The 19,579-nt window shown below is 67.1% G+C and carries 14 protein-coding genes and 1 tRNA gene; 5 read left to right on the top strand and 10 right to left on the bottom strand.

The genetic code is table 11. The annotated features are described in order from the left end of the window. Complete coding sequence (locus GOPIP_RS18140; protein ID WP_006371223.1) at positions 1-1,317, bottom strand: TetR/AcrR family transcriptional regulator; 1,317 nt, start codon at positions 1,315-1,317, stop codon at positions 1-3. Further along, entirely contained in the window at positions 1,314-2,672 is a 1,359-nt protein-coding gene (locus GOPIP_RS18135) for an ABC1 kinase family protein (protein WP_035728388.1), read from the bottom strand. Before GOPIP_RS18135 ends, GOPIP_RS18140 begins: the two co-directional genes overlap by 4 nt. A gap of 453 nt (positions 2,673-3,125) precedes the next feature. On the opposite strand from GOPIP_RS18135, the gene GOPIP_RS29165 reads away from it, so the two are divergent. From GOPIP_RS29165 to GOPIP_RS18125, 3 genes are all read left to right on the top strand, one after another. Beyond that, the gene (locus GOPIP_RS29165; RefSeq protein WP_006371221.1) at positions 3,126-3,287 is read left to right on the top strand and encodes a hypothetical protein; all 162 of its coding nucleotides are present in this window, start codon (positions 3,126-3,128) and stop codon (positions 3,285-3,287) included. Positions 3,288-3,366: 79 nt separating this feature from the next. Then, entirely contained in the window at positions 3,367-4,455 is a 1,089-nt protein-coding gene (locus GOPIP_RS18130) for a serine hydrolase (protein ID WP_006371220.1), read from the top strand. Then, positions 4,452-4,988: an ArsR/SmtB family transcription factor gene (locus GOPIP_RS18125; RefSeq protein ID WP_006371219.1), complete on the top strand. Its 537-nt coding sequence runs from the start codon at positions 4,452-4,454 to the stop codon at positions 4,986-4,988. Before GOPIP_RS18130 ends, GOPIP_RS18125 begins: the two co-directional genes overlap by 4 nt. A gap of 39 nt (positions 4,989-5,027) precedes the next feature. Here the strand turns inward: GOPIP_RS18125 and GOPIP_RS18120 are convergent, their stop codons facing one another. From GOPIP_RS18120 to GOPIP_RS18095, 6 genes are all read right to left on the bottom strand, one after another. Next, positions 5,028-6,170: an acyl-CoA dehydrogenase family protein gene (locus GOPIP_RS18120; protein ID WP_006371218.1), complete on the bottom strand. Its 1,143-nt coding sequence runs from the start codon at positions 6,168-6,170 to the stop codon at positions 5,028-5,030. 86 nt (positions 6,171-6,256) lie between these two features. Further along, complete coding sequence (locus tag GOPIP_RS18115; protein WP_014359688.1) at positions 6,257-7,465, bottom strand: L,D-transpeptidase; 1,209 nt, start codon at positions 7,463-7,465, stop codon at positions 6,257-6,259. A 171-nt stretch (positions 7,466-7,636) separates the two neighbouring features. Then, complete coding sequence (locus GOPIP_RS18110) at positions 7,637-8,197, bottom strand: hypothetical protein (RefSeq protein ID WP_006371216.1); 561 nt, start codon at positions 8,195-8,197, stop codon at positions 7,637-7,639. A gap of 150 nt (positions 8,198-8,347) precedes the next feature. Then, a tRNA-Lys gene (locus tag GOPIP_RS18105) sits at positions 8,348-8,420 on the bottom strand. A gap of 86 nt (positions 8,421-8,506) precedes the next feature. Further along, entirely contained in the window at positions 8,507-9,721 is a 1,215-nt protein-coding gene (locus GOPIP_RS18100) for a L,D-transpeptidase (protein ID WP_006371215.1), read from the bottom strand. After that, positions 9,718-9,939 (bottom strand): DUF3618 domain-containing protein, encoded by a 222-nt coding sequence (locus tag GOPIP_RS18095; RefSeq protein ID WP_006371214.1) that lies wholly within the window; start codon positions 9,937-9,939, stop codon positions 9,718-9,720. Before GOPIP_RS18095 ends, GOPIP_RS18100 begins: the two co-directional genes overlap by 4 nt. A 207-nt stretch (positions 9,940-10,146) precedes the next feature. On the opposite strand from GOPIP_RS18095, the gene bcp reads away from it, so the two are divergent. Both bcp and GOPIP_RS18085 read left to right on the top strand, forming a co-directional pair. Next, positions 10,147-10,623 carry a thioredoxin-dependent thiol peroxidase gene (bcp, locus tag GOPIP_RS18090; protein WP_006371213.1) on the top strand — a complete coding sequence of 159 codons (477 nt, stop codon included), beginning with the start codon at positions 10,147-10,149 and terminating at the stop codon, positions 10,621-10,623. Positions 10,624-10,650: 27 nt separating this feature from the next. Then, a complete protein-coding gene (locus tag GOPIP_RS18085) occupies positions 10,651-11,274 on the top strand; it encodes a TetR/AcrR family transcriptional regulator (protein WP_006371212.1) in 624 nt (207 codons plus the stop codon). 138 nt (positions 11,275-11,412) lie between these two features. On the opposite strand, the gene acpS is transcribed toward GOPIP_RS18085, so the two are convergent. Next, positions 11,413-11,808 carry a holo-ACP synthase AcpS gene (acpS, locus tag GOPIP_RS18080; protein WP_006371211.1) on the bottom strand — a complete coding sequence of 132 codons (396 nt, stop codon included), beginning with the start codon at positions 11,806-11,808 and terminating at the stop codon, positions 11,413-11,415. Next, a partial coding sequence (locus tag GOPIP_RS18075; RefSeq protein WP_006371210.1) for a type I polyketide synthase occupies positions 11,808-19,579 on the bottom strand: 7,772 nt, incomplete at its 5' end. The genes acpS and GOPIP_RS18075, both read right to left, overlap by 1 nt.

The following is a 19,579-nucleotide window of genomic DNA, read 5'->3' as shown; positions in this document are numbered from 1 at the left end:
TCAGAAGGCGTGCTCGGCCCCCCACCCGATGGTCCGCACGATGGTGTCGGTGACCATCTTGACCGAGGGCACCTGTGGGCTCTCCTGCACATAGTGCAGACAGACCGCGATCAGCGCGGCCATCACCAGCGCGCCGGCGGCTTCCGGATCGACCCGGCCGTCCAGTAATCCCGCATTGCGGCAACGAAAGAGGTAGTCGGCGAGAGTCTGCGCGAGACGGGCGAACGCCCCGGTGATGAACTGCAGTGCAGCCGAATCGATCCCGGAGGTGTCGAGGATGACGCTTGCGAGTCGTGCGCCCCGCTCCTCGGCATACATCGCCACCCGCGCGACCAGACGGGTGAGATCGGCGACCATACCCGCGTGCGAGGAAGGGATCGGGGTCACCATGGCGACCAGTCCCCCGACGATCAGCAGTTCGCGGTCGAGCACCTGCTGCAGGCATTCGCGGCGGTTGTCGAAGTAGTTGTAGAAGGTGCCGTATCCCAGCCCCGCGGTGGCAGCCACATCGGCGGGGCGGACCCGTCGGTACCCCTGCACGGCGTACAGTTCGAGCGCCGCGTCGAGCAGGCGTGACCGACGGTCGTGCGGGTGGTACACGGCCAGGTCCACACGGCGTTGTTCGTTCGTGAGCTCCGCCAAAGCCGTTTCCAGCGACTCGATTTCGGGTTCGCCGAAATCGGGAATCAGCCCTCGACGCAGCACAGCGTCGCAGGTCGCGGCAAACGCGTCCCGGGTGGTGCGGTTCGGGGTCGGCGCCGAGCGCGGCGACGCGGTGACCATCGCCACCAACACGACCAGCAGGGTTCGGGCGACGAGGTCGACCGAGTCCGGGTCCGCGACGATCCAGCCATGTTCGACCGCTCGCCGGATGCCCTCACCGATCCGGCCGACCGCCATCGCCTCGAGTCCGAGAATACGGTGACGGATCTCCACATCATTCGAACTACATTGGGCGACAATGAACTTCAGGACACGCGGCTGCGTGTCGACCAGGTCGAACCCACGCTGCACGATGATCTGGACCAGATCCACCGTCTGCGCGCGATCCTCGGGGAGCTGCGCGAGCGAGTCCGGATCGATCGCCGACACGAGAGTGACCACCGCTTCGTCGAAGGCAGTATCGAAGATCTCCTGCTTGTCGGCGAAGTGCTGGTAGACAGCACCGGTACTGATGCCGGCACGCCGGGCTATCGCCGAGACACTCGCCGCGTCGTACCCGTCCTCGCACAGAATGTCGAAGGCGGCCGCAGAAATGCGCTCACGCGCGGGCCGTGAATCCCGACGAGTCTTGTCCGCCTTCGTCTGTGCGGTCATCGACCCTGACGCCACCGCTGGATCTCGGCACCCATCTCGGTTGCGGGCGGACGGCCATCGATCCACTCCCGGATGATTGCGCCCCAGCGATTGGTCGCGTCGAGCTGTCCGAGAAGACCACACACGGCCAGGTCGGTACGACGCGAGAAAATGTGGTCGGTGGGCAACGCGGTGTGGCGGGTGGTGCTCAGATGCGCGGCACCCGGGACGAACAACGACGTGACGGCACGGCGCGCAACGTCTTTCGTGATCGTCACCTGATCCTCCGTCAGAAACCAAAATCCGATGTCGCTCATCATCGAGACGATGTCCGCCTCACCGACCGATCCGGCAGTGGCCATACCCAGATCCCGGCAATCGCGGTACGCATCATGGTATCGCCCCTCGATCAGCGCGCGAAGTACTCGTGTCTGGTCGGCGAGCGATTCGGCCGACATCCGAACGTAGAGCCCGAAGTCGATGAAACCCAGCCGGCCGTCGGGCAGACCGAGCACGTTTCCCGGGTGGGGATCGGCACAGAACTCGCCCGCCTCGTAGACCCCGCCACCGTAGAAGCGATAGATCGCTTCGGCCGCGTACTCTGCACGGTCCCGGTCACCGGCGACGATGTCGGCGAACTGCACACCGTCGAAGAACTCACTCACCATCACCCGCGCCGTACTCATCTCGGGGAACACACGCGGCACCTTCCAGCACGGATGATCGACGCACAGCGACCACGCCCTCGCCTGGTTGCCGGCCTCGGCGATGTAGTCGCACTCACGCGCGACCTCGGCGGCGATCTCGTCGATGATCGCGTCGAGATTCAAACCCGGCATGACCGGGCCGCCCACCTTCGCGAACAGCTTGAGGTTCTTGAGGTCGGCACGGACCGCCGAATCGATCCCGGGGTATTGCACCTTCACCACGACCGGCATCGTGCCGTCGAGCATCGCGAAATGGACCTGGCCGAGCGAGGCGGCCGCAAGCGGTTCGGGGTCGATGTCCAGTCGGCGCAGGCTGCGGCCGAGCTCGCGGGCAAGCACCTTCTCGATGGCCGACCACTCCATCGGCACCACCCCGTCGAACAGCGGCGCCAGACGGGCCGCGAACTCGTCGCGTGTCGCCCGGTTGGACAGACCGAAATCGAACAGGGCGATGATCTGTCCGATCTTGAGCGCGGCTCCCTTCATCGGGCCGAGCACTCGCACCAGATCATCGGCCAGCGACAGTATGGCCTCATCACGCTTGCGGACATTCGCATCGGCACTCCGCAACGGTGCCGTGGCACGCGTCGTCGTGGTTCGCACCGTGTGGCCGACCATCATTCGCCCGAGACTGTTGGCCCGCCGCAGGCGCCCCGCAGAGTCGCTCACCGGGCCGCTCCGCCGCCCGGCACCTGTGTCAGATGTCTCGCACCGCACTTCATGTGAATACATCTATCATTCTCCGACGTTGATGTGGACGAGTGTGGACCAACGCACAATCACCAATTGGTGACACTCAGTTCATTGCTAAGCGCGAAACAACTAGCCTCTCCGTCAGTACACGTCACTCCTGAACGGGAGTTCCATTCTTCGCGCTACACGGCTTTGATGAACCGGTTTGCGATAACACCATGGTGCGGTACTGTGCCTGACAGTCAGTTCAGCAGCGAGGCTCTGCACTGACGACCGTTGTTCGTGACGAACAACCACGCCGTCGTCACCTGGAGGGGAGGTGACGACGGCGCCTCACGAACCGCCGCCCGGCTCCGACCACACCGTCCGCATCCGGACCGATCAACGCCGATTCGTTGTTGTTCACTTTCATGCCCTAATCTGCGGCGCATGCTCGAGGACTTGAACAAGGCGGCCAAGAAGGTCGGCCTCAGTGTCGCCCCCGGTAAGAAGAAGGACCTCTACTCGGTGCGAAAGGTCAAGAACGGCAAGCTCGTGGCGAAGAACATCAGCCCCGATGAGGTCAAGGCACTGATCAAGGACCGCAAGTAGGGCTTTGCCCTCGACACTTCCTCGATAGTTCGTAATCACGTAATATCGTAATTGCGAGATTCGTCGTCGACGGGGTGTCATGAAGAGCGCGATCATCATCACCGTCGTCACGATCGTCACGGTTCTACTGACCGAACTGACGGCCACCACCGATCGGCCGCTCGCGCACGCCGACACCCCGCTCACCGGCTGCCCGAGCACCACCACGTCGGACACCTCCACCGTTGCCGGCTGGCTCGGCTACATCGCACGGCACCGCAACGATGTGGCCCTGGATCTGCAGACCCTCACCGGCGAGCGCATCGCGCTCAACCCCGACATCCGGTTCCCGACCGCCTCGGCGATCAAGATCGTGCACCTCGCCGCCTACGCCGCGGCGGTCGATGCGCATCGCGTGAACCCGCAGGACACCATCGACGTCGGTCAGTGGCAACGGTGGTACTTTCCCCTCGACGGTGGCGCACACCGAGAGGCGTTGCGCTACCTGGGAATCCCGCACACCGACAAAGGATTCGCCCTCGATCGGAGCCGGCGGGTGACCTATGCCCAACTGGCCGACGTGATGATCCGCTTCTCCGACTCCGCGGCACCGGATCTGCTGCGCGCACACCTCGGTGACGACGCACTGCGGTCGGTGATGGATCGGTATGGCATCGACGGGCCCGTGCCCAGCCTGCTCGGCCTGTACCTCGGCATCGTCGACCCGGAGCTGCGGACCCCGGCCGACCAGGACCGGGCCGCGCGTCGGTTTCACGACGACCCGGCGATCGCCGCGTCGTATTGGGCACGGCTGGCCTCCGTCGACCGATCCGGCACCACTCGGGCTGCGTCGTCGATCACCGCGACGGCGTCGTCATTGACCTCGTTGGCGTCGGCCATCGCCGACGGCAGCTTCGGACCCGGGTCGGCGCTCACCCGCGGCGTTCTCGAGTTCCAGGGACGCCGACCCGACGGGTCGATCCTGGGCTTCAAGGGCGGCAGCCTACCGGGAGTGCTCACCGAGGTCTTCGAGTATCACGCCCCCGATGGCCGGATCGCGGTCGGAACGATGATGGTACGCAACATGTCTCGCGACGCGCGGGACCGCGATCGCTTCACCCACCAACGCCTGCTCCTCGACGCCCTGACCGATCCCGACATCTCCACCGCGCTACGGTGCGTGGTGTGAGCGACGACCTCGAATCCGTGGTGCAGGCGTTGGCCGAACGTGTCGACCGCCTCGAAGCCCTCGTCGACGAACGTCGGGGCCCGGACGTCGGCGGCACCGACTCGACGACGGGGGCCGGCACCACCGCGTCGGTCGGGAGCCCGCCCACCTCCGACGAAGCGCTGCACGAGAACACGGTTTATTATCAGGGCAGCGTCGACCTCGCAGGATCCATCCGGTGGCAGATCGGCTACGACGCACCCGCAATCCTCGATCTCCCCGCCGCCACCACGGCGGAGGTGTTCGCGGCGATGGGGCACCCCAGCCGCTTGGAGATCCTCCGAATCCTGTTGCGCCGTAACGCATCAGTGACCGAACTCCAGGCAGCCGGGGACTTCGGGACCTCAGGGCAGCTTTATCATCACCTGAAGATCCTCACCGCGGCGTCACTGGTGGTGAAAGCGGGACGAAACGAGTACGGCATCGCTGCCACACACGTCGTCCCGATCCTGGTCGCCCTGCTGAGCGCCGGGGACATCAGCGGCGTGCTGTGAACCCCACCTCCGCGCATCGCGCCCGCTGCCAGGCGCTCGTCAGAGCGTCCGCGCGATGATCTCCTTCATGATCTCGTTGGTTCCGGCGTAGATCTTCTGGACGCGCTGATCGGCCCACATCCGGGCTATGGGGTACTCGTTCATGTAGCCGTAGCCCCCGAACAACTGCAGACATTCGTCGGCGACGACCATCGCACGGTCGCTGGTCCACCATTTGGCCATCGCCACGGTCGGGATGTCGAGCTTGCCGTCGATGTGTTTGGTGATGCAGTCATCGACGAAGACACGCGCGATCCGGGACTCGGTCGCCACCTCGGCGAGTTTGAACTTCGTGTTCTGGAAGCCGAAGATGGGGCGCCCGAACGCCGTTCGTTCCTTCGTGTAGGCCAGCGTGTGCTGCAGTGCGGTCTCCATGCCGGCGACCGACGCAACGGCGATGATGAGGCGCTCCTGCGGCAGCTGCTGCATGAGCTGGATGAACCCCTGCCCCTCCTCGCTGCCGAGGAGGTTGCTCGTGGGCACGCGCACACCGTCGAAGAACAGTTCCGAGGTGTCCTGGCCACGCTGCCCCACCTTGTCGAGCACGCGTCCGCGGCGGAACCCCTCACGGTCGGCCTCGACGAGGATCAGGGAGATGCCCTTGGCGCCCTCGCTCGCGTCGGTCTTGGCCACGACGATGATCAAGTCGGCCTGGGCACCGTTGGTGATGAAGGTCTTCGACCCGTCGATGACGTACTCATCGCCCTGCGCGATCGCCTTGGTCTTGACGTTCTGCAGGTCGGATCCGGTGCCCGGCTCGGTCATCGCGATGGCCCCGACGACTTCACCGCTGGCCATCTTGGGCAGCCACGTCGTCTTCTGCTCCTCCGACCCGTACTGAAGCAGGTAGTGGGCGACGATGCCGTTGTGCAGACTGACGCCCCACGAGGAGTCGGCGATGCGCGCCTGCTCTTCGATGAGTACCGCTTCGTGGGCGAAGGTGCCGCCACCGCCCCCGTATTCCTCGGGAATCGACATGCACAACAGACCGAGTTCGCCGGCCTTGTTCCAGAGGTCGCGGTCGACGTGGTGCTGGTCGATGAACTTGTCGATATTCGGCTTGACCTCCTTTTCGCAGAAGCTGCGAGCAAGGTCACGCAAGGCGGTCAGGTCGTCGTTTTCCCAGGAAGAGCGTTCGCCCATGGTGGTGGAATCCCATCGTCGTCGAGAATCGTGTCACAGATGAGCGTAACAATCACCAATGGCATTGTCGTTTCGGGGCGCCGAGTTCAGGCATTGCCCTTCGACCACACCGCCCAGGGGATGTTCCAGTCCCCGAGTCCGTCGGTGCCCGAGAGCGTTCCGCCCACGGTGTTCTTCACGATGACCGGATCACCGCGCAGCGTGTTGTTCATGACCCACAGGGCGTTGTCCGGGCTCAGGTTCAGGCAGCCGTGACTGGTATTGGTGTTGCCCTGGGCCCACACCGACCAGGGAGCGGAGTGAAAGAAGATGCCGCTGTAGGACATTCGGGTCGCGTAGTCCACGGGCGTGCGATAGCCGTCGGCCGAGCCGACCGGGACACCGTAGGTCGACGAGTCCATGATGATGTTGTCGTGCTTGTCCGAGACGAGATACACCCCGTTGTCGGTGGGGGTGGACTCCTTGCCCATCGACGTGGGCATGCTGCGGACAACCTTGCCGTCCTGGACAAAGGTGACCTGTTTGGTGTTGTCGTCAGCGGTGATGATCATCGACCGGCCGATCTTGAACGAGGACTTGAGATTCTCCTGGCCGAAGAGCCCGCCACCGAGGTCGATGCCGTAGGTGTTCACCGCGACGTCCACGGAGGTGCCGGGCTTCCAGTACTCGGCCGGACGCCAGCGCACCTCGGTGTCGCTGATCCAGTAGAAGGCGCCTTGCACCGGCGGATTCGTGGTGATCCGGATCGCGTTCTGCGCAGCGCGGCGGTTGGTGATCGCCTCGTCGAACTTCACCGCGACGGGTTGGCCGACGCCCACGGTCTCCCCGTTGTTGGGGGTCAGATAGGCCTGTGTGAGGTTGCTCGGCGCCCGCGTGGTGAACGAGACCTCTTTGGAGGTGGAGCCGCCGACCCCGGCCGCGTCGGCGGTCAATGTGTAGGTCCGGTTGTAGCCCAGCGGTTCTCCGCTGACCCACTCCGTGCCGTCTTCCGACAGGGTCCCGCGAACGGTGGAGCCGTCCGCCTTCCCGATGCGGACACCGGTCAGCGCGCCCTCGCTCGCCCGAACCCTGATCGGCGCGCCCGGCTGGATACCGACCGCGTTGTCGGCGAGCGTCTGCTCGTTCCATTCGGTGATCTCCACCCCTGGCTTGAGGAGGTCGTCGTAGAGCACCGAACTGCCGACGGCGTTGGAGTATTGCGGCTTCTGCGAGCACGAGGTCACCAGCGCGATGACCGCCACCAGAAGCCCACCGATCATCAACGATGACCGCAGCCGAGTCCGACCGTTCCCCATCTCACTCCCACCTGACGCCGATGCCGACCCACACACATCAGGGAGTCGGCGAATTCTGCACCAAGTGTACGAGATCTCGGATATGCCCGAGTTGTCGCGCCCGCGAGCCCGCCCGACCGAATGACACCTATCGACCGCGCCTGGACGGCACGCGCCTTGCCGATGGTGGTGTCAGGCGGGCGGTTGCGTCGTCGTCGCAGCGGTCGTGGTGGCCGCGCGGCGGCGACGGCGGAGTCGAATCCACAGAAATGCGCCGACGGCGAAGATCACCGCGGCGATGATCACGCCGACCAGGGTGCCCCCACGGAATCCCGGAGCCTCGACGTCGAGGATGCGCTCACCGGCATGCGCCCCACTCCCCCCGCCGGCAACGACGGTCAGGGTGAGCAGATTCGGTATCGACGCGACGACGGCAAGCACGACAAACGCCAGCGCCCAGTACCGGGTCTGACCCCAGCGCCGGGCGCGCCAGGCGAGCGCCAGCAACAGGAGTGAGACGAGCGTGCACACCACCCCGAACGCGATGCCGTAGAAGCTGCCGGTGGTGATGCTCTGGCCGACCGCGGAACCGATCTTCTGCGACCACCAGCGCGGCAGGAACGCCGCCAGGATGAAATATGCGATGACCGCCAGCACGACGACCACGGCGATGGCGATGGTTTTGACCGCCCACGACGGGAGTCCACCCTGGCGCTTGTCGTCGGGCACCACGGTCGAAGGGTTGTCACTCATGGAGACATCGTTGCGCCCGGTGTCGCGATTGCCAAGTTCAACCCGCGAGACCGTGACCGCTTCGATACGCGTCGCCCCGGCTCGAACACCTGACCCGAGCCACGAAAAAGCCCCCGCGACTGGTCAATACCGGTCACGGGGGCTGTGCTGTGCGCCATCAGGGACTCGAACCCCGAACCCGCTGATTAAGAGTCAGCTGCTCTGCCAATTGAGCTAATGGCGCTTGGCGAACCGAGAGGAAACATTACATGACCGGTACCCGATCCATGAAATCGGCTGGTCAGAAGCGGTTTCCGCTCGGTGGTCGCATCATCCGTCGGTGGCGTTGCCCTTCTTCCACACCGACCACGGAATGTTCCAGTCACCGAGGCCGTCGTCACCCGGAAGGATCGGTCCCACAGCGTTCTTCACCGTCACGATGTCGCCACGCAAGGCGGTGTTGAGGAACCACTCGGCATTGGCGGGACTGACATTGAGGCAGCCGTTGCTCACGTCATCGACGCCCTGATCGCCGAGCGACCACGGAGCCGAGTGAATGTAGATGCCGCTGAAGGAGATTCGCGTCGCGTCGTAGACGGTCTCGCGGTAGCCGCCCGGCGAGCTGACCGGCACGCCGTAGGTCGAGGAGTCCATGATGACGCTCGGATCGCGCTCGGCCACGATGTAGATGCCGTTGTTGGTGGGGCTCGAATCCTTGCCCATCGAGGTCGGCATCGTCCGCACGACCTTGCCATTGATGGACACGGTGATCATGTGGGTCTTGTCATCGGCGGAGGCGACGAGCGCACGACCGACGGTGAAGTCGGTGGTGAGGTTGTTGTCGCCGTAGACGCCGCCACCGAGGTCGATGCCCTTGGTGTTGACCTTGACATTGACCTTGGTACCCGGCGTCCAGAAGTGTTCGGGACGCCAACGCACCATCGAGTCGTTGACCCAGTAGAACGCACCCTCGACCGGAGGGTTGGTGGTGACCTGGATGGCGCGCTGTGCGTTGAGCTTGTTGGTGACCGGCTGATCGAAATTGATCATCACCGGCTGACCGATACCCACGGTCTCGTTCTCCGCGGTCACCGTCGAGGCGGTGGCGGTCGATTCGGCGGACGCGGTGCTGAAGGTCAGCTTCTTCGCACCCGCGCCGTCGACGCCCTGCGCCGCTGCGGTCAGCGTGTACTGGTCGTCGAAGTCCAATGGGCCCTTGGCGGTCCAGGTGGACCCGTCGGCGGAGACGGTGCCGGGCACCGGCCCGTCCGATCCGGTGACGACGACCGATCGCAGATTGCCGTCATGGGCGGTCACGGTCAGCGGTGCGCCCGGCATCACGCCCACCGCGTTGTCCTTCAGGGGACGGTCGGCCCACCCGGTGACGGAGATACTCGGCTGCCCCAGCGAACTCAACGCAGGCGCGTTCCCGGTGGCATCGGGATACGACGACGACGCCGTGCAACCGGGCAAAACGGTCGCGACGGCGCCGGCGGTGAGTACGAGGAGCGCGTTTCGGGCGTATGAGCCCCGCGCACGGGTCACCGTACGACCTTGCGAATGACGAGAACGACGACGACAGTCCCCACGCCGGCAAGCGTGTACTTGACGGCGGGCGTGTTCATGAACGCGAGTGCGGCGCTCTTGGCGTCTCCGGCCAGGCGCTGCGGGTTGGCCCGCTCGGCCAGCGCGTCGAGTGTGTGGGCCAGGTCCTCGCGGGCTTTCGCGATGTCCTGCTCGATACGGTCGGTATCCCCGGCCACGTGGTCCTCCCAGGAATGGTCAAGAAAGATCAGCTCATGTGGCCCGGCGGACCACACTTCTCCCCCGACGCAACACGACCGCGCGAGGAGGAGTTCCCGGCGCGGAGCGGATGCGGTGCGAGCGGCCACACAAGGTTACGCCATGCCCGCCGGCGCCACTGCACATCGTCGGTCGGACATCGGACATCATCGACTAGCCTGAGCGTCATGTCAGACACACAACGCCTTGCCGTCGGAGACCCGGCACCGGCCTTCACCCTCCCCGACGCGCAGGGCAACCCGGTGTCGCTGGCCGACTACGCAGGCCGAAAGGTGATCGTCTACTTCTATCCGGCGGCGTCGACGCCCGGATGCACCAAGCAGGCCTGCGACTTCCGGGACAACCTCGCCGACCTCGGAGAATCCGGCATCGATGTGATCGGAATCTCACCCGACAAGCCGGCCAAACTCGCGAAGTTCGCCGACGCCGAAGGACTGGACTTCCCCCTGCTCAGCGACCCGGACAAGACGGTGCTGACGCAGTGGGGTGCGTTCGGTGAGAAGAAGCTCTACGGCAAGGTCGTCACCGGTGTGATCCGCTCGACCTTCCTGGTCGACGAGCAGGGCACGATCGCCCTGGCCCAGTACAACGTCCGCGCGACCGGGCATGTCGCCAAGCTGCGCCGCGACCTCGCGCTCGACTGAGCCCACCCCGACACCGCACCCGGACCGATGACCACCCAGCCTCTCGTCCCCCGCAAACGGCCCACGCAGGAGCGCAGCAAACGCAAGTTCTCCGCGATGCTCGCGGCTGCTCGCGAGTTGCTCACCGAGGTCGGGTTCGAGTCGCTGACGTGTGAGGAGATCGCCTCGCGCGCCGAGGTTCCCATCGGGACGCTCTATCAGTACTTCGCCAACAAGTACGTGATCGTGTGCGAACTCGACCGACTCGATACGGTCGCGGTCCGCGAGGAGCTCACCGCGTTCGCCTCCGAGGTGCCCTCGCTCGAATGGCCGGTGCTCCTCGAGAAGTTCCTCGACCACCTCGCCGCGTTGTGGCGCGACGACCCTTCCCGGCGGGCGGTGTGGTTGGCGGTGCAGTCGACCCCGGCCACCCGGGCCACCGCCTCGCAGAACGAACGCGTTCTGGCCGACCAGGTCTCGCGGCTGATCGCCCCGCTGACCCCGTCACAGCGGGCTCGGCGCGAGATGATGTCGCAGGTACTGGTGCACACGGCGTACTCGCTGCTGAGTTTCTCGGTGCAGGACGGCCACGACCATCCCGAGACGGTGACCGAGCTCAAACGCATGCTGGCCGGCTACCTGCTGCTCGAGGAGAGCACCAGTTCGGTCTGATCCACCGGTGCTCTGATCCACCGGTGCACTGATCCACCGGTGCACTGATCCACCGGTGCTCGACGAGAAACGACGGCGGTCGGCATCGGCCCGACCGCCGTCGTCTGCTCGTCCCGTGCCTCGCGTGGAACGCCGGGCTCAGCCCGTGCCCTCCAGGATCGCGACCGCGGCGGCCGACGGGCCGTCATGGGTCAGCGAGATGTGCACCTGGGTGTCACGCAGGTGTTCGGCGATCTCCCCGGCCAGCCGGATGGCCGGACGCCCCCAGTTGTCGGTGACCACCTCGATGTCGCTGTGCCGGATCAACGGCAGCAACGGCGACCGGGCGAACCGGCTGACCGACCACGCCTTGACGACGGCCTCCTTGGCAGCCCACCGTGCCGCGAGGTGACGTGCGTCCTCACCGGTACCCGACGCCGCGTCGCGGCGCTCGCCGACGGTGAAGCGGTCGCCGAAGGTCGTTCCCGGCTGGGCCAATTGCTCGGCGAATTCCGGGATCGACACGACGTCGATCCCGACTCCCAACACCGCCATCAGATCGTGGCCGCGCTGCTGGAGGACGACACGTCTTGCGCCGCATCGGCATACGCACCCGACTCGCCCAGACGAATCGCCGGATCGAGGAGCACCTGAGCCTCGGCGTCGTGCTCGTCGCGGGTCTCGTCGAAGCGACGGTTGGCCGGACGACGGTAGGCGGCCTCGCCACCGCACATCGCCTCGAGCAACCGCTGGCTGCCCTTGCGCTCACGCTCGGCGGCACGACGGCGATAGTCCTCGCGCTCGGCAGGGTCCAGCGAGGCGATGAACGCCTCCGGATGTACGACCGCGATCAGGCCCGACACGTGGCCGAATCCGAGGCTGGTCAGCAGACCGGCCTTGAGCGGGAAGCGATCCCCGAGTCGCAGTGTCTCCCGCGCCCAGACCAGATGCGGGTAGTCCTTCATCTGCTCGTCGACGCAATCGAGACTGCGGTTCGGTGGGATGACGCCCTCACGCAACACCTGGCACAGTCCGATCAGCTGGAAGGCGGCGGCACCGCCCTTGGCGTGACCGGTCAGCGACTTCTGCGACACCACGAACAGTGGTGCACCGTCACCACGGCCGATCGCCGCGGCCAGCCGCTCGTGCAGCTCGGACTCGTTGGGATCGTTGGCGCGGGTGGAGGTGTCGTGCTTGGAGACGACGGCGACGTCGTCGGCACTGACACCCAGCGCCGCCAGCGCGTTGGCCAGTGGCGAGCTCAGCGCACCCCGTGCGGCACCCAGCGCACCGAGGCCCGGGGCCGGGATCGAGGTGTGCACGCCGTCGCCGAAGCTCTGCGCCCACGCCACCACACCGAGGACCGGCAGGCCCATCTGCGCCGCGACGTCACCGCGGGCCAGCAGAATCGTTCCGCCACCTTGGGATTCGACGAATCCTCCGCGTCGGCGATCGTTGGCCCGCGAGTAGCGGCGCTCGTCGATCCCCCGCGCGGCCATCTTCGCCGATTCCGCGGTCGCCGACATGTCACCGAATCCGACGATGCCCTCGATACCGAGATCGTCGAAGCCGCCGGCCACCGCGAACAGCGCCTTGCCGAGGCGGATCTTGTCGACGCCCTCCTCGACCGAGACCGCAGCGGTCGCACAGGCGGCGACCGGGTGGATCATCGCACCGTAGCTACCGACGTAGGACTGGACGACGTGCGCGGCAACGATGTTCGGCAGCGCCTCCTGCAGGATGTCGTTGGCCTTGGCCTCGCCGAGCAGGGTGTTGATGTAGAGCTCGCGCATCGAGGTCATACCGCCCATGCCGGTGCCCTGGGTATTGGCCACCAGACCCGGATGCACCCACCGCATCAGCTCGCTCGGGGTGAAGCCCGAGGAGAGGAACGCGTCGACGGTGGCCACGAGGTTCCACAACGCCACCCGGTCGATCGACTCGGCCATGTCGGCCGAGACGCCCCAGCGGGTCGGGTCGAACCCGGTCGGGATCTGTCCTCCGACGGTGCGGGTCAGGGCGAATCGACGCGGGACGCGGATCTCGGTGCCCGCCAGACGGGTCACCTGCCATTCGCCGGATTCCTCGTCGGCGACGACCCGGGTGCGCTCGGGATCGGCGGAGGCGAACGCGCGCGCCTCTGCTTCCGAGGACACCGTGAAGGTCAGATCCTCGTCGAGGAACACCGACGTGAGCAGCGGCGAGGTGCCCTCGACCATGGCGCCCTCGTCGGCGTAGCGGCGGATGCCGCATCGCTCGACGACCGCGTCGTGGTAGCGCTCGGCGATGTCGGCCTCGGCCACCGGATCACCGGATTCGGTGTCATACCAGCCCGGCTTGGGCGCGGTATCCCAGGTGATCAGCCCGGTGTTCCAGGCGAGTTCGAGAACGCCTGCGGCACTCAGCTTCTCGTCGACCTCCATCTCGAAGCGCGTGCGTGCCGACCCGTACGGGCCGAGCTCGCCGGCACCGACGATGACGACCATGTCCTCCGGACGCGAGTCGATCTTCGGCCACACCGGGCTCACGCCGCTCGCCGCGCGTGCCGGGGCGGGCAGGGCCGCGACGGTCACCGGTGCCTCGTCCTCGGCCGACTCATCGGTCTCGTCCTCGTCGGCGGCCTGTGCGGCCAGTGCCTTGAGGTCGATCGACGGATCGAGTCCACCGGTGAAGTCGGCGGTCACCGCAGCCTCCCGCGCCGCGGCCCGGGTGGCCGGATCGCAGAGGCCCAGCAGATTGTCGGCCATCTCGTCGGTGGTCCAGGTTCGCACGCCCGCGGCTTCCACCGCGGTGACCATTCCGTCGTTGTGGCCCATGAGTCCGGTGCCCTTGACCCACCCGATCAGCGCATGCGCCAGGGTGGTCTTCGAGCCCCACGATTCCTCTGCAGCCCAACGGGTCACGAGGGCGTCGAGCGCTGCCTTGCTCTCGCCGTAGGCGCCGTCGCCGCCGAACATGCCACGGTTGGGCGAGCCGGGCAGCACCACGTGCAGACGAGCGGCGATGTCGTGGTCGGCACCGATCTCGGACAGACCGGCGATCAACCGCTCCACCGACCACAGCAGCACCTTCATCTCCAGCTCGGCGCGACCGCCGGCGTCGGTGAGGTCACCGGCGACGCGGGGCGCGGCGAACGGGAACAGCAACGTCGGCTTGATCGCCGGCTTCACCACGGCGGTGGTCCCGCCGAGGTTCTCGGTCTGTTCGCTACCCAGCCACGACACCAGCTCGTCGACGTCGGTGTAGGCGGCCATGTTCGCCGGGGCGACCCACAGCGCGGCGTCGTACCGGGCGTTCTCGCGATAGAGCTTCTTGTAGAAGGCCAGTCGCTGCGAGTCCAGTCGCGAGGTGGTCGCCACCACCGTGGCGCCGCCGGCCAGCAGCCCGGCGACGACCGACGCGGCGATCGACCCCTTGCTGGCACCGGTCACCACAGCGACCTGATCGGCCCACCGGCCCTGTCCGGGCTCTTCGGCGACATGCGCGATGGTCCCGAAAGCGCGCTCGTGCACCAGGTTTCCCGCGGCCAGCGCCTTGCCCTGCCACCAGGTGGCGTGCTGGGCGACGGTGTGCCCGGAACCGGCGAAGCTTGCGGTGAGCGCGTCGAAGTCGGCGTCCAGCTCATCGGCGTCGGTGAGCCAGATCCGCACCAGATCCTCACGCGTGGTCGCCCAGCGGTCGTCGATGAGGACGACCTTGTCCTCGTCGAAGGCCGGTGCGACGGTGCGCGCCCAGTCCGAACCCAGCTCGTCGCTGACCCGCTGCGCCAGAACCGCATTGGGGTCGTCGGCGGTCTCGGGGGTCGAGACCTCCTCGGTGAGACCGAGTTTGGAGAGCATGGTGTAGGCGGCCGACGCCAGCGCACCTGTGCGACCGGTGATCTGCTCGGTGAACTCACCGAGCGCCGCCGCATCGACCGTTGCGCCGCCACCGGACTCGGCTGCCGGCTTGGCCACGGCGATACCGCGGGAGGCGCCGACCGCCGCGACTGCACGGTCGATCAGCGCGTCGAGACCGTCAGCGTTCGCGACGGCACCGTCGAGGAGGTCGCCGAGATCGCCACCGCGGACGCTGGCGCCCTCACGGGTGCCCAATGCGAGCGCGACCTGGGTGTGCAGACCCCAGCCCGGGCCCAACTGCCACACGCCGGTCACCCGGTCGGTGATGTAGGACTGACGCTTGCCGGTCGGGCCGATCACCTTGCGGATCTGATCGCCGACGGCGTCGGTCAGCACCGTGCCCAGCGGGCGGTACCCGCGGGCCAGGCTCTCCACCGTCGAGGCCAGTGCAGCCATGTCGGCTTCGGCGGCACCGTCGATGGCGCCGAGACCGAGCTCTCCGCCGATGTCGAGGAGCAACTGGTTACGACGCGACGACACGCCGTCGCACAGCGCCTCGATGGTGTCGGCGGCACCGATCTGATCGGTCCGCATCTTGGTCCACAGCGCGATGACGGACTTGACCGCGTCGGCCGGGCCGAACGAGATGTCGTCGGGCCGCGGGCCGCTCGCCGCAGCGGGGGCGGCAGCCGGCGCTGCAGGTGCAGGAGCGGCGGCCTCGGCCGCCGGAGCCTCGCTCGGTGCCGACTCGGCGGGTTCGTCGTCCTCGGGCTCGGGTCCGGAGTCCTTGGCCAGGATCACATCCGAGTCGCGCTCGAGGTTGCACACCTCGGTGGTCGCCGAGTCGTATCGATCGAGTTTGAGGGTATTGGTCGCCAGACCCGCGAGGGTCGGGGCGCCCTTCAGGCCGATCTCGACGAAGCGTTGCACACCGAGCCCGTCGCGGTCGGCGCCGGAGAACAGCAGCTCCTGGGTTTCGATCCAGCGCACCGGGCTGGCGAACTGCCACGCCAGCAACTCGATGAGCACCACGCGTGCCAGTTTCGCCGGCTGCGCGGCCCACGAATCCCAGTCCGCGAGAACCTCGTTCAGCGGGTCGGACGGAACCAGATCGGCGATCTCGGCGACGAAGTCGCGGCCGAGATTGAACATCCGCGGCACCAGGTTCGGGATGTAGTGCCCGATGAGGATCGACGGATCGAATTCCTCGGGAAGCAGCGCGTCGAGCTTGCCGCGGAATTCCGGCACGCCGGCACGCAGCACCGTCGAGTGGAACGGCACGTCGATGCCGGGCACGATGATGAACGAGCGCTTGCCGCCGAATTCGATGCGGCGACGCTCGATCTCCTCCTCGAGTCGCTCGAGGCCGCGCACGGTGCCGGCGATCGCGTACTGCGAACCGAGCAGATTGAGGTTCACGACCTCGAGGAACTCACCGGACTCGGCGCCGATCTGCGCGACGAAGTCGGTGACCTCGGCGTCGTCGAGCCCGAACTGGCTAGGCCGGATGGCGGCCATCCGATAGTCACTGCGGCCCTGATCATCTCGGGGCACCAGGTGATGCATGGCCTCGCCACGCTGGAAGACGACCTCGAGCACCGCCTCGAGCGGCAACACTCCCGCGCAGGCCGCGAGCGCGTTGTACTCGCCGACGGAGTGACCGCAGGTGATCGCACCCTCGACGAAGCCGCCGGATTCCTTGAGCTCGGCGATCTGTGCCACACCAAGGGTCGCCATGGCGACCTGGGTGAACTGGGTCAGGAACAGCACACCGTCGGGATGGTTGTAGGTCGTCCCGTTGGCGATCAGGGTGGTCGGGTTGTCACGGACCACCGCGAGGATCGAGAAGCCCAGTGCGGCACGGGTGTGCTTGTCGGCGCGGTCCCAGATCTTGCGTGCGGCCTTCGAGCGTGAGCGGGCGTCGAGACCCATGCCCTTACTCTGGATGCCCTGCCCGGGGAAGGCGTAAACGGTACGCGGCGCGGCCAGCAGACCGGTGGCGCTCATCACGAGGTTGTCGCCGACCTTGGCGGTGACCTCGACGATCTCGCGGCCGGCGTCCATTCCGACCCGGTCGGCGCGGACGGTGATCTCGTCGCCGGTTCGCACCATGCCCAGATACCGTGCGGTCCAACCGATCAGCGGTCGCGGTGAGGGAATCGGGTTCTTGGCATCGGTGGCGGTGAGCACCTGCTGCGCCGCCGCCGACAGCCACATGCCGTGCACGATCGGGTCACCGAGGCCGGCCAGCCGCGCGGCGGCGGAGTCGGTGTGGATCGGGTTGCGGTCGCCGGAGACCGCGGCGAAGCCGGTCATCCGCTCCGGTGCGGTGATGGTCGCGGTGCGCAGGGTCTTGCGGGTCGCCGAGCCCTCGTCGTCGAGCGCTCCCCCGGCGCGTGCCGGGTCGGCGAGTTCGGCCGAGCCGAGTCGTCCGCGGATCGCGAAGCGCTCGGTCATCACGGCGACCTGCTTCTGTCCGTCGATCACCTCGACCTGCACCTGCACGACGCGACCGACCTCGGTGTCGGAGACCGGGCCACCGGTCGCGATCACGGTGAGTTGAGTTGCCTCCGTGGGGATCTCACCCACCAGGTGCACCGCGTGATCGAGGTGAACCAGGTCGAGTAGACCCTCGACGACCGCTCGGCCATCCTCGGTGGTGGCTGCGCCGATGACACTGAACACGCTCGGCCAGCAGGCACCGACGAGGGTGTCGGGAACGGCGAAGCCGAAGGGCTCGGCCGGGGTGGTCGGATGCAGATGCGGGGGCAGGGTGTAACCGGTGACCGCGGCGTGGTCGGCGACCGACTCCGGCGCCCAGGTGACCGTGGTGCGCGAGACGCCGTCGGCGACCTCGGCCAGCGATCCGCCGGCGGCGACGGTGAGGATCTCCCGCATCGCGGTCGAGGCATCGTCGGCGAGGACCAGCGGGGCGCCACCGTCGGCGAGCGAGGCGTCGACGTGCAACGGGATGCGCACCGACGCGCTCGAGATCGGGATGACGAGGTCGAAGCGCTCGTCGTCGATCCGCTCCAGCACCGAACCGGTCGGCTCGTGCTCGGCGCGGACATTCGAGAGCACCGACCACTTGTCCCGATCACCCAGCCGCGCAATCGGACTCGGAACCATGCGGCTCGCCCAGCAGACGTCGTCGGCTTCCAGGACACTGGTCAGACGACCGGCGTCGGCGGCCAGTCCGGCCTGCTTGCGGGAGTCGATGACGCTCGACTGCACGCCGGTTGCGCCGAGGTCGGTGACGACCTGCGCCTCGAAACGGTCCAGCAGGTCACCGATGGGCTCGTCGACACGGGTGATGCCGGCGACGGCCACCGGCCCCGGGATGATGCACACGGCCTCGGCCGGGTAGCGGGCATCGTGGGCCTGCCACAGCGAGTCGCTGCGCCACCACCGGCGGACATCCTTGTCGATGACGGGCACGAAGTTGACCGGCTTGCCCGGGGTGCGGCACTGATCGAGGAAGAACGCGACGTCGGCGGGGTGCAGGACGTCGACCTCGACCTCGGGGTACACGCCGATGAGGGCGTCGATCGCGGCGTGCGCGTCCTCGACGGTGGTGACATCGGTGAACATGGTCGGGATCTCACCCGAATCCACCGGGTTCATCCGGGCCTCGGTGCGGCGCAGCATCTCGATGAAACGCTGCTTCCAGGTGATGTCGGCCCACGGCAGTTGCTCGTCGTCGGGCGCACCCACGGCCAGGGTGGCATAGCGCTCGAGCCAGGCCCGATAGGTCATCTCGGCGACGTCGCCGAAGTAGGGCTTGGCGGTGGGGGCCATCGCGGCGATGATCTCGTCGCGCCGCGCCGCGACCGCGTCGGCGTCGCCGGCGACCTCGTCGAGCAGGCGTCCGCACGCGGAGGCGGCATTGTCGATCTCGTGGATGTCGGCACCGAGTTGGCTACGGCCCGAAGCCATTCCGGCGGTGGCACCGCCGGCGCCGATCCACTCGTCGCAGCCGACTGTGTCGACCAGCAGTTGCTTGACCTCGGGAGCCGTGGTGGCCTCCTTGGCCGCCATCGCAGCGGTGCCGACGAGGATGCCGTCGAGCGGCATCAGCGGGTAACCGTGCTCGGCGGCCCAGTGCCCGGTCAGATACGCGCTGGCACGTTCGGGGGTGCCGATGCCGCCGCCGACGCAGACCACGACATTGGGTCGGGCACGCAGCTCGCCGTAGGTGGCCAGCAGCAGATCGTCGAGGTCTTCCCACGAGTGGTGACCACCGGCGCGGCCACCCTCGATCTGGACGATCACCGGGTGGTGGGGCACCTCGGCGGCGATGCGGATCACCGAGCGGATCTGCTCGACGGTTCCGGGCTTGAAGGCAACGAAACGCAGTCCGGCCTCGACGAATTCGTCGACGAGCGCCACGGCCTCGTCCAGTTCGGGGATCCCGGCCGAGACGATGACGCCGTCGATCGGGGCACCCTGGGCGCGAGCCTTCTGCACGAGGCGCTTACCACCGAGCT

Origin of the sequence: Gordonia polyisoprenivorans NBRC 16320 = JCM 10675 (assembly GCF_000241325.1) — a bacterium.
GTDB lineage: Bacteria > Actinomycetota > Actinomycetes > Mycobacteriales > Mycobacteriaceae > Gordonia > Gordonia polyisoprenivorans.
Note: the sequence above shows the minus strand (reverse complement) of the source record. Positions and strands in the feature narration are given on the sequence as shown.

What these genes read in the sequence shown, in the direction of transcription:
- GOPIP_RS18130 (WP_006371220.1), top strand. Translation starts at nt 3,367, where the DNA reads ATGAAGAGCGCGATCATCATCACCGTCGTCACGATCGTCACGGTTCTA.
- GOPIP_RS18110 (WP_006371216.1), bottom strand. Translation starts at nt 8,197, where the DNA reads ATGAGTGACAACCCTTCGACCGTGGTGCCCGACGACAAGCGCCAGGGT.
- GOPIP_RS18085 (WP_006371212.1), top strand. Translation starts at nt 10,651, where the DNA reads ATGACCACCCAGCCTCTCGTCCCCCGCAAACGGCCCACGCAGGAGCGC.
- GOPIP_RS29165 (WP_006371221.1), top strand. Translation starts at nt 3,126, where the DNA reads ATGCTCGAGGACTTGAACAAGGCGGCCAAGAAGGTCGGCCTCAGTGTC.
- acpS (WP_006371211.1), bottom strand. Translation starts at nt 11,808, where the DNA reads ATGGCGGTGTTGGGAGTCGGGATCGACGTCGTGTCGATCCCGGAATTC.
- GOPIP_RS18115 (WP_014359688.1), bottom strand. Translation starts at nt 7,465, where the DNA reads ATGGGGAACGGTCGGACTCGGCTGCGGTCATCGTTGATGATCGGTGGG.
- GOPIP_RS18120 (WP_006371218.1), bottom strand. Translation starts at nt 6,170, where the DNA reads ATGGGCGAACGCTCTTCCTGGGAAAACGACGACCTGACCGCCTTGCGT.
- GOPIP_RS18140 (WP_006371223.1), bottom strand. Translation starts at nt 1,317, where the DNA reads ATGACCGCACAGACGAAGGCGGACAAGACTCGTCGGGATTCACGGCCC.
- bcp (WP_006371213.1), top strand. Translation starts at nt 10,147, where the DNA reads ATGTCAGACACACAACGCCTTGCCGTCGGAGACCCGGCACCGGCCTTC.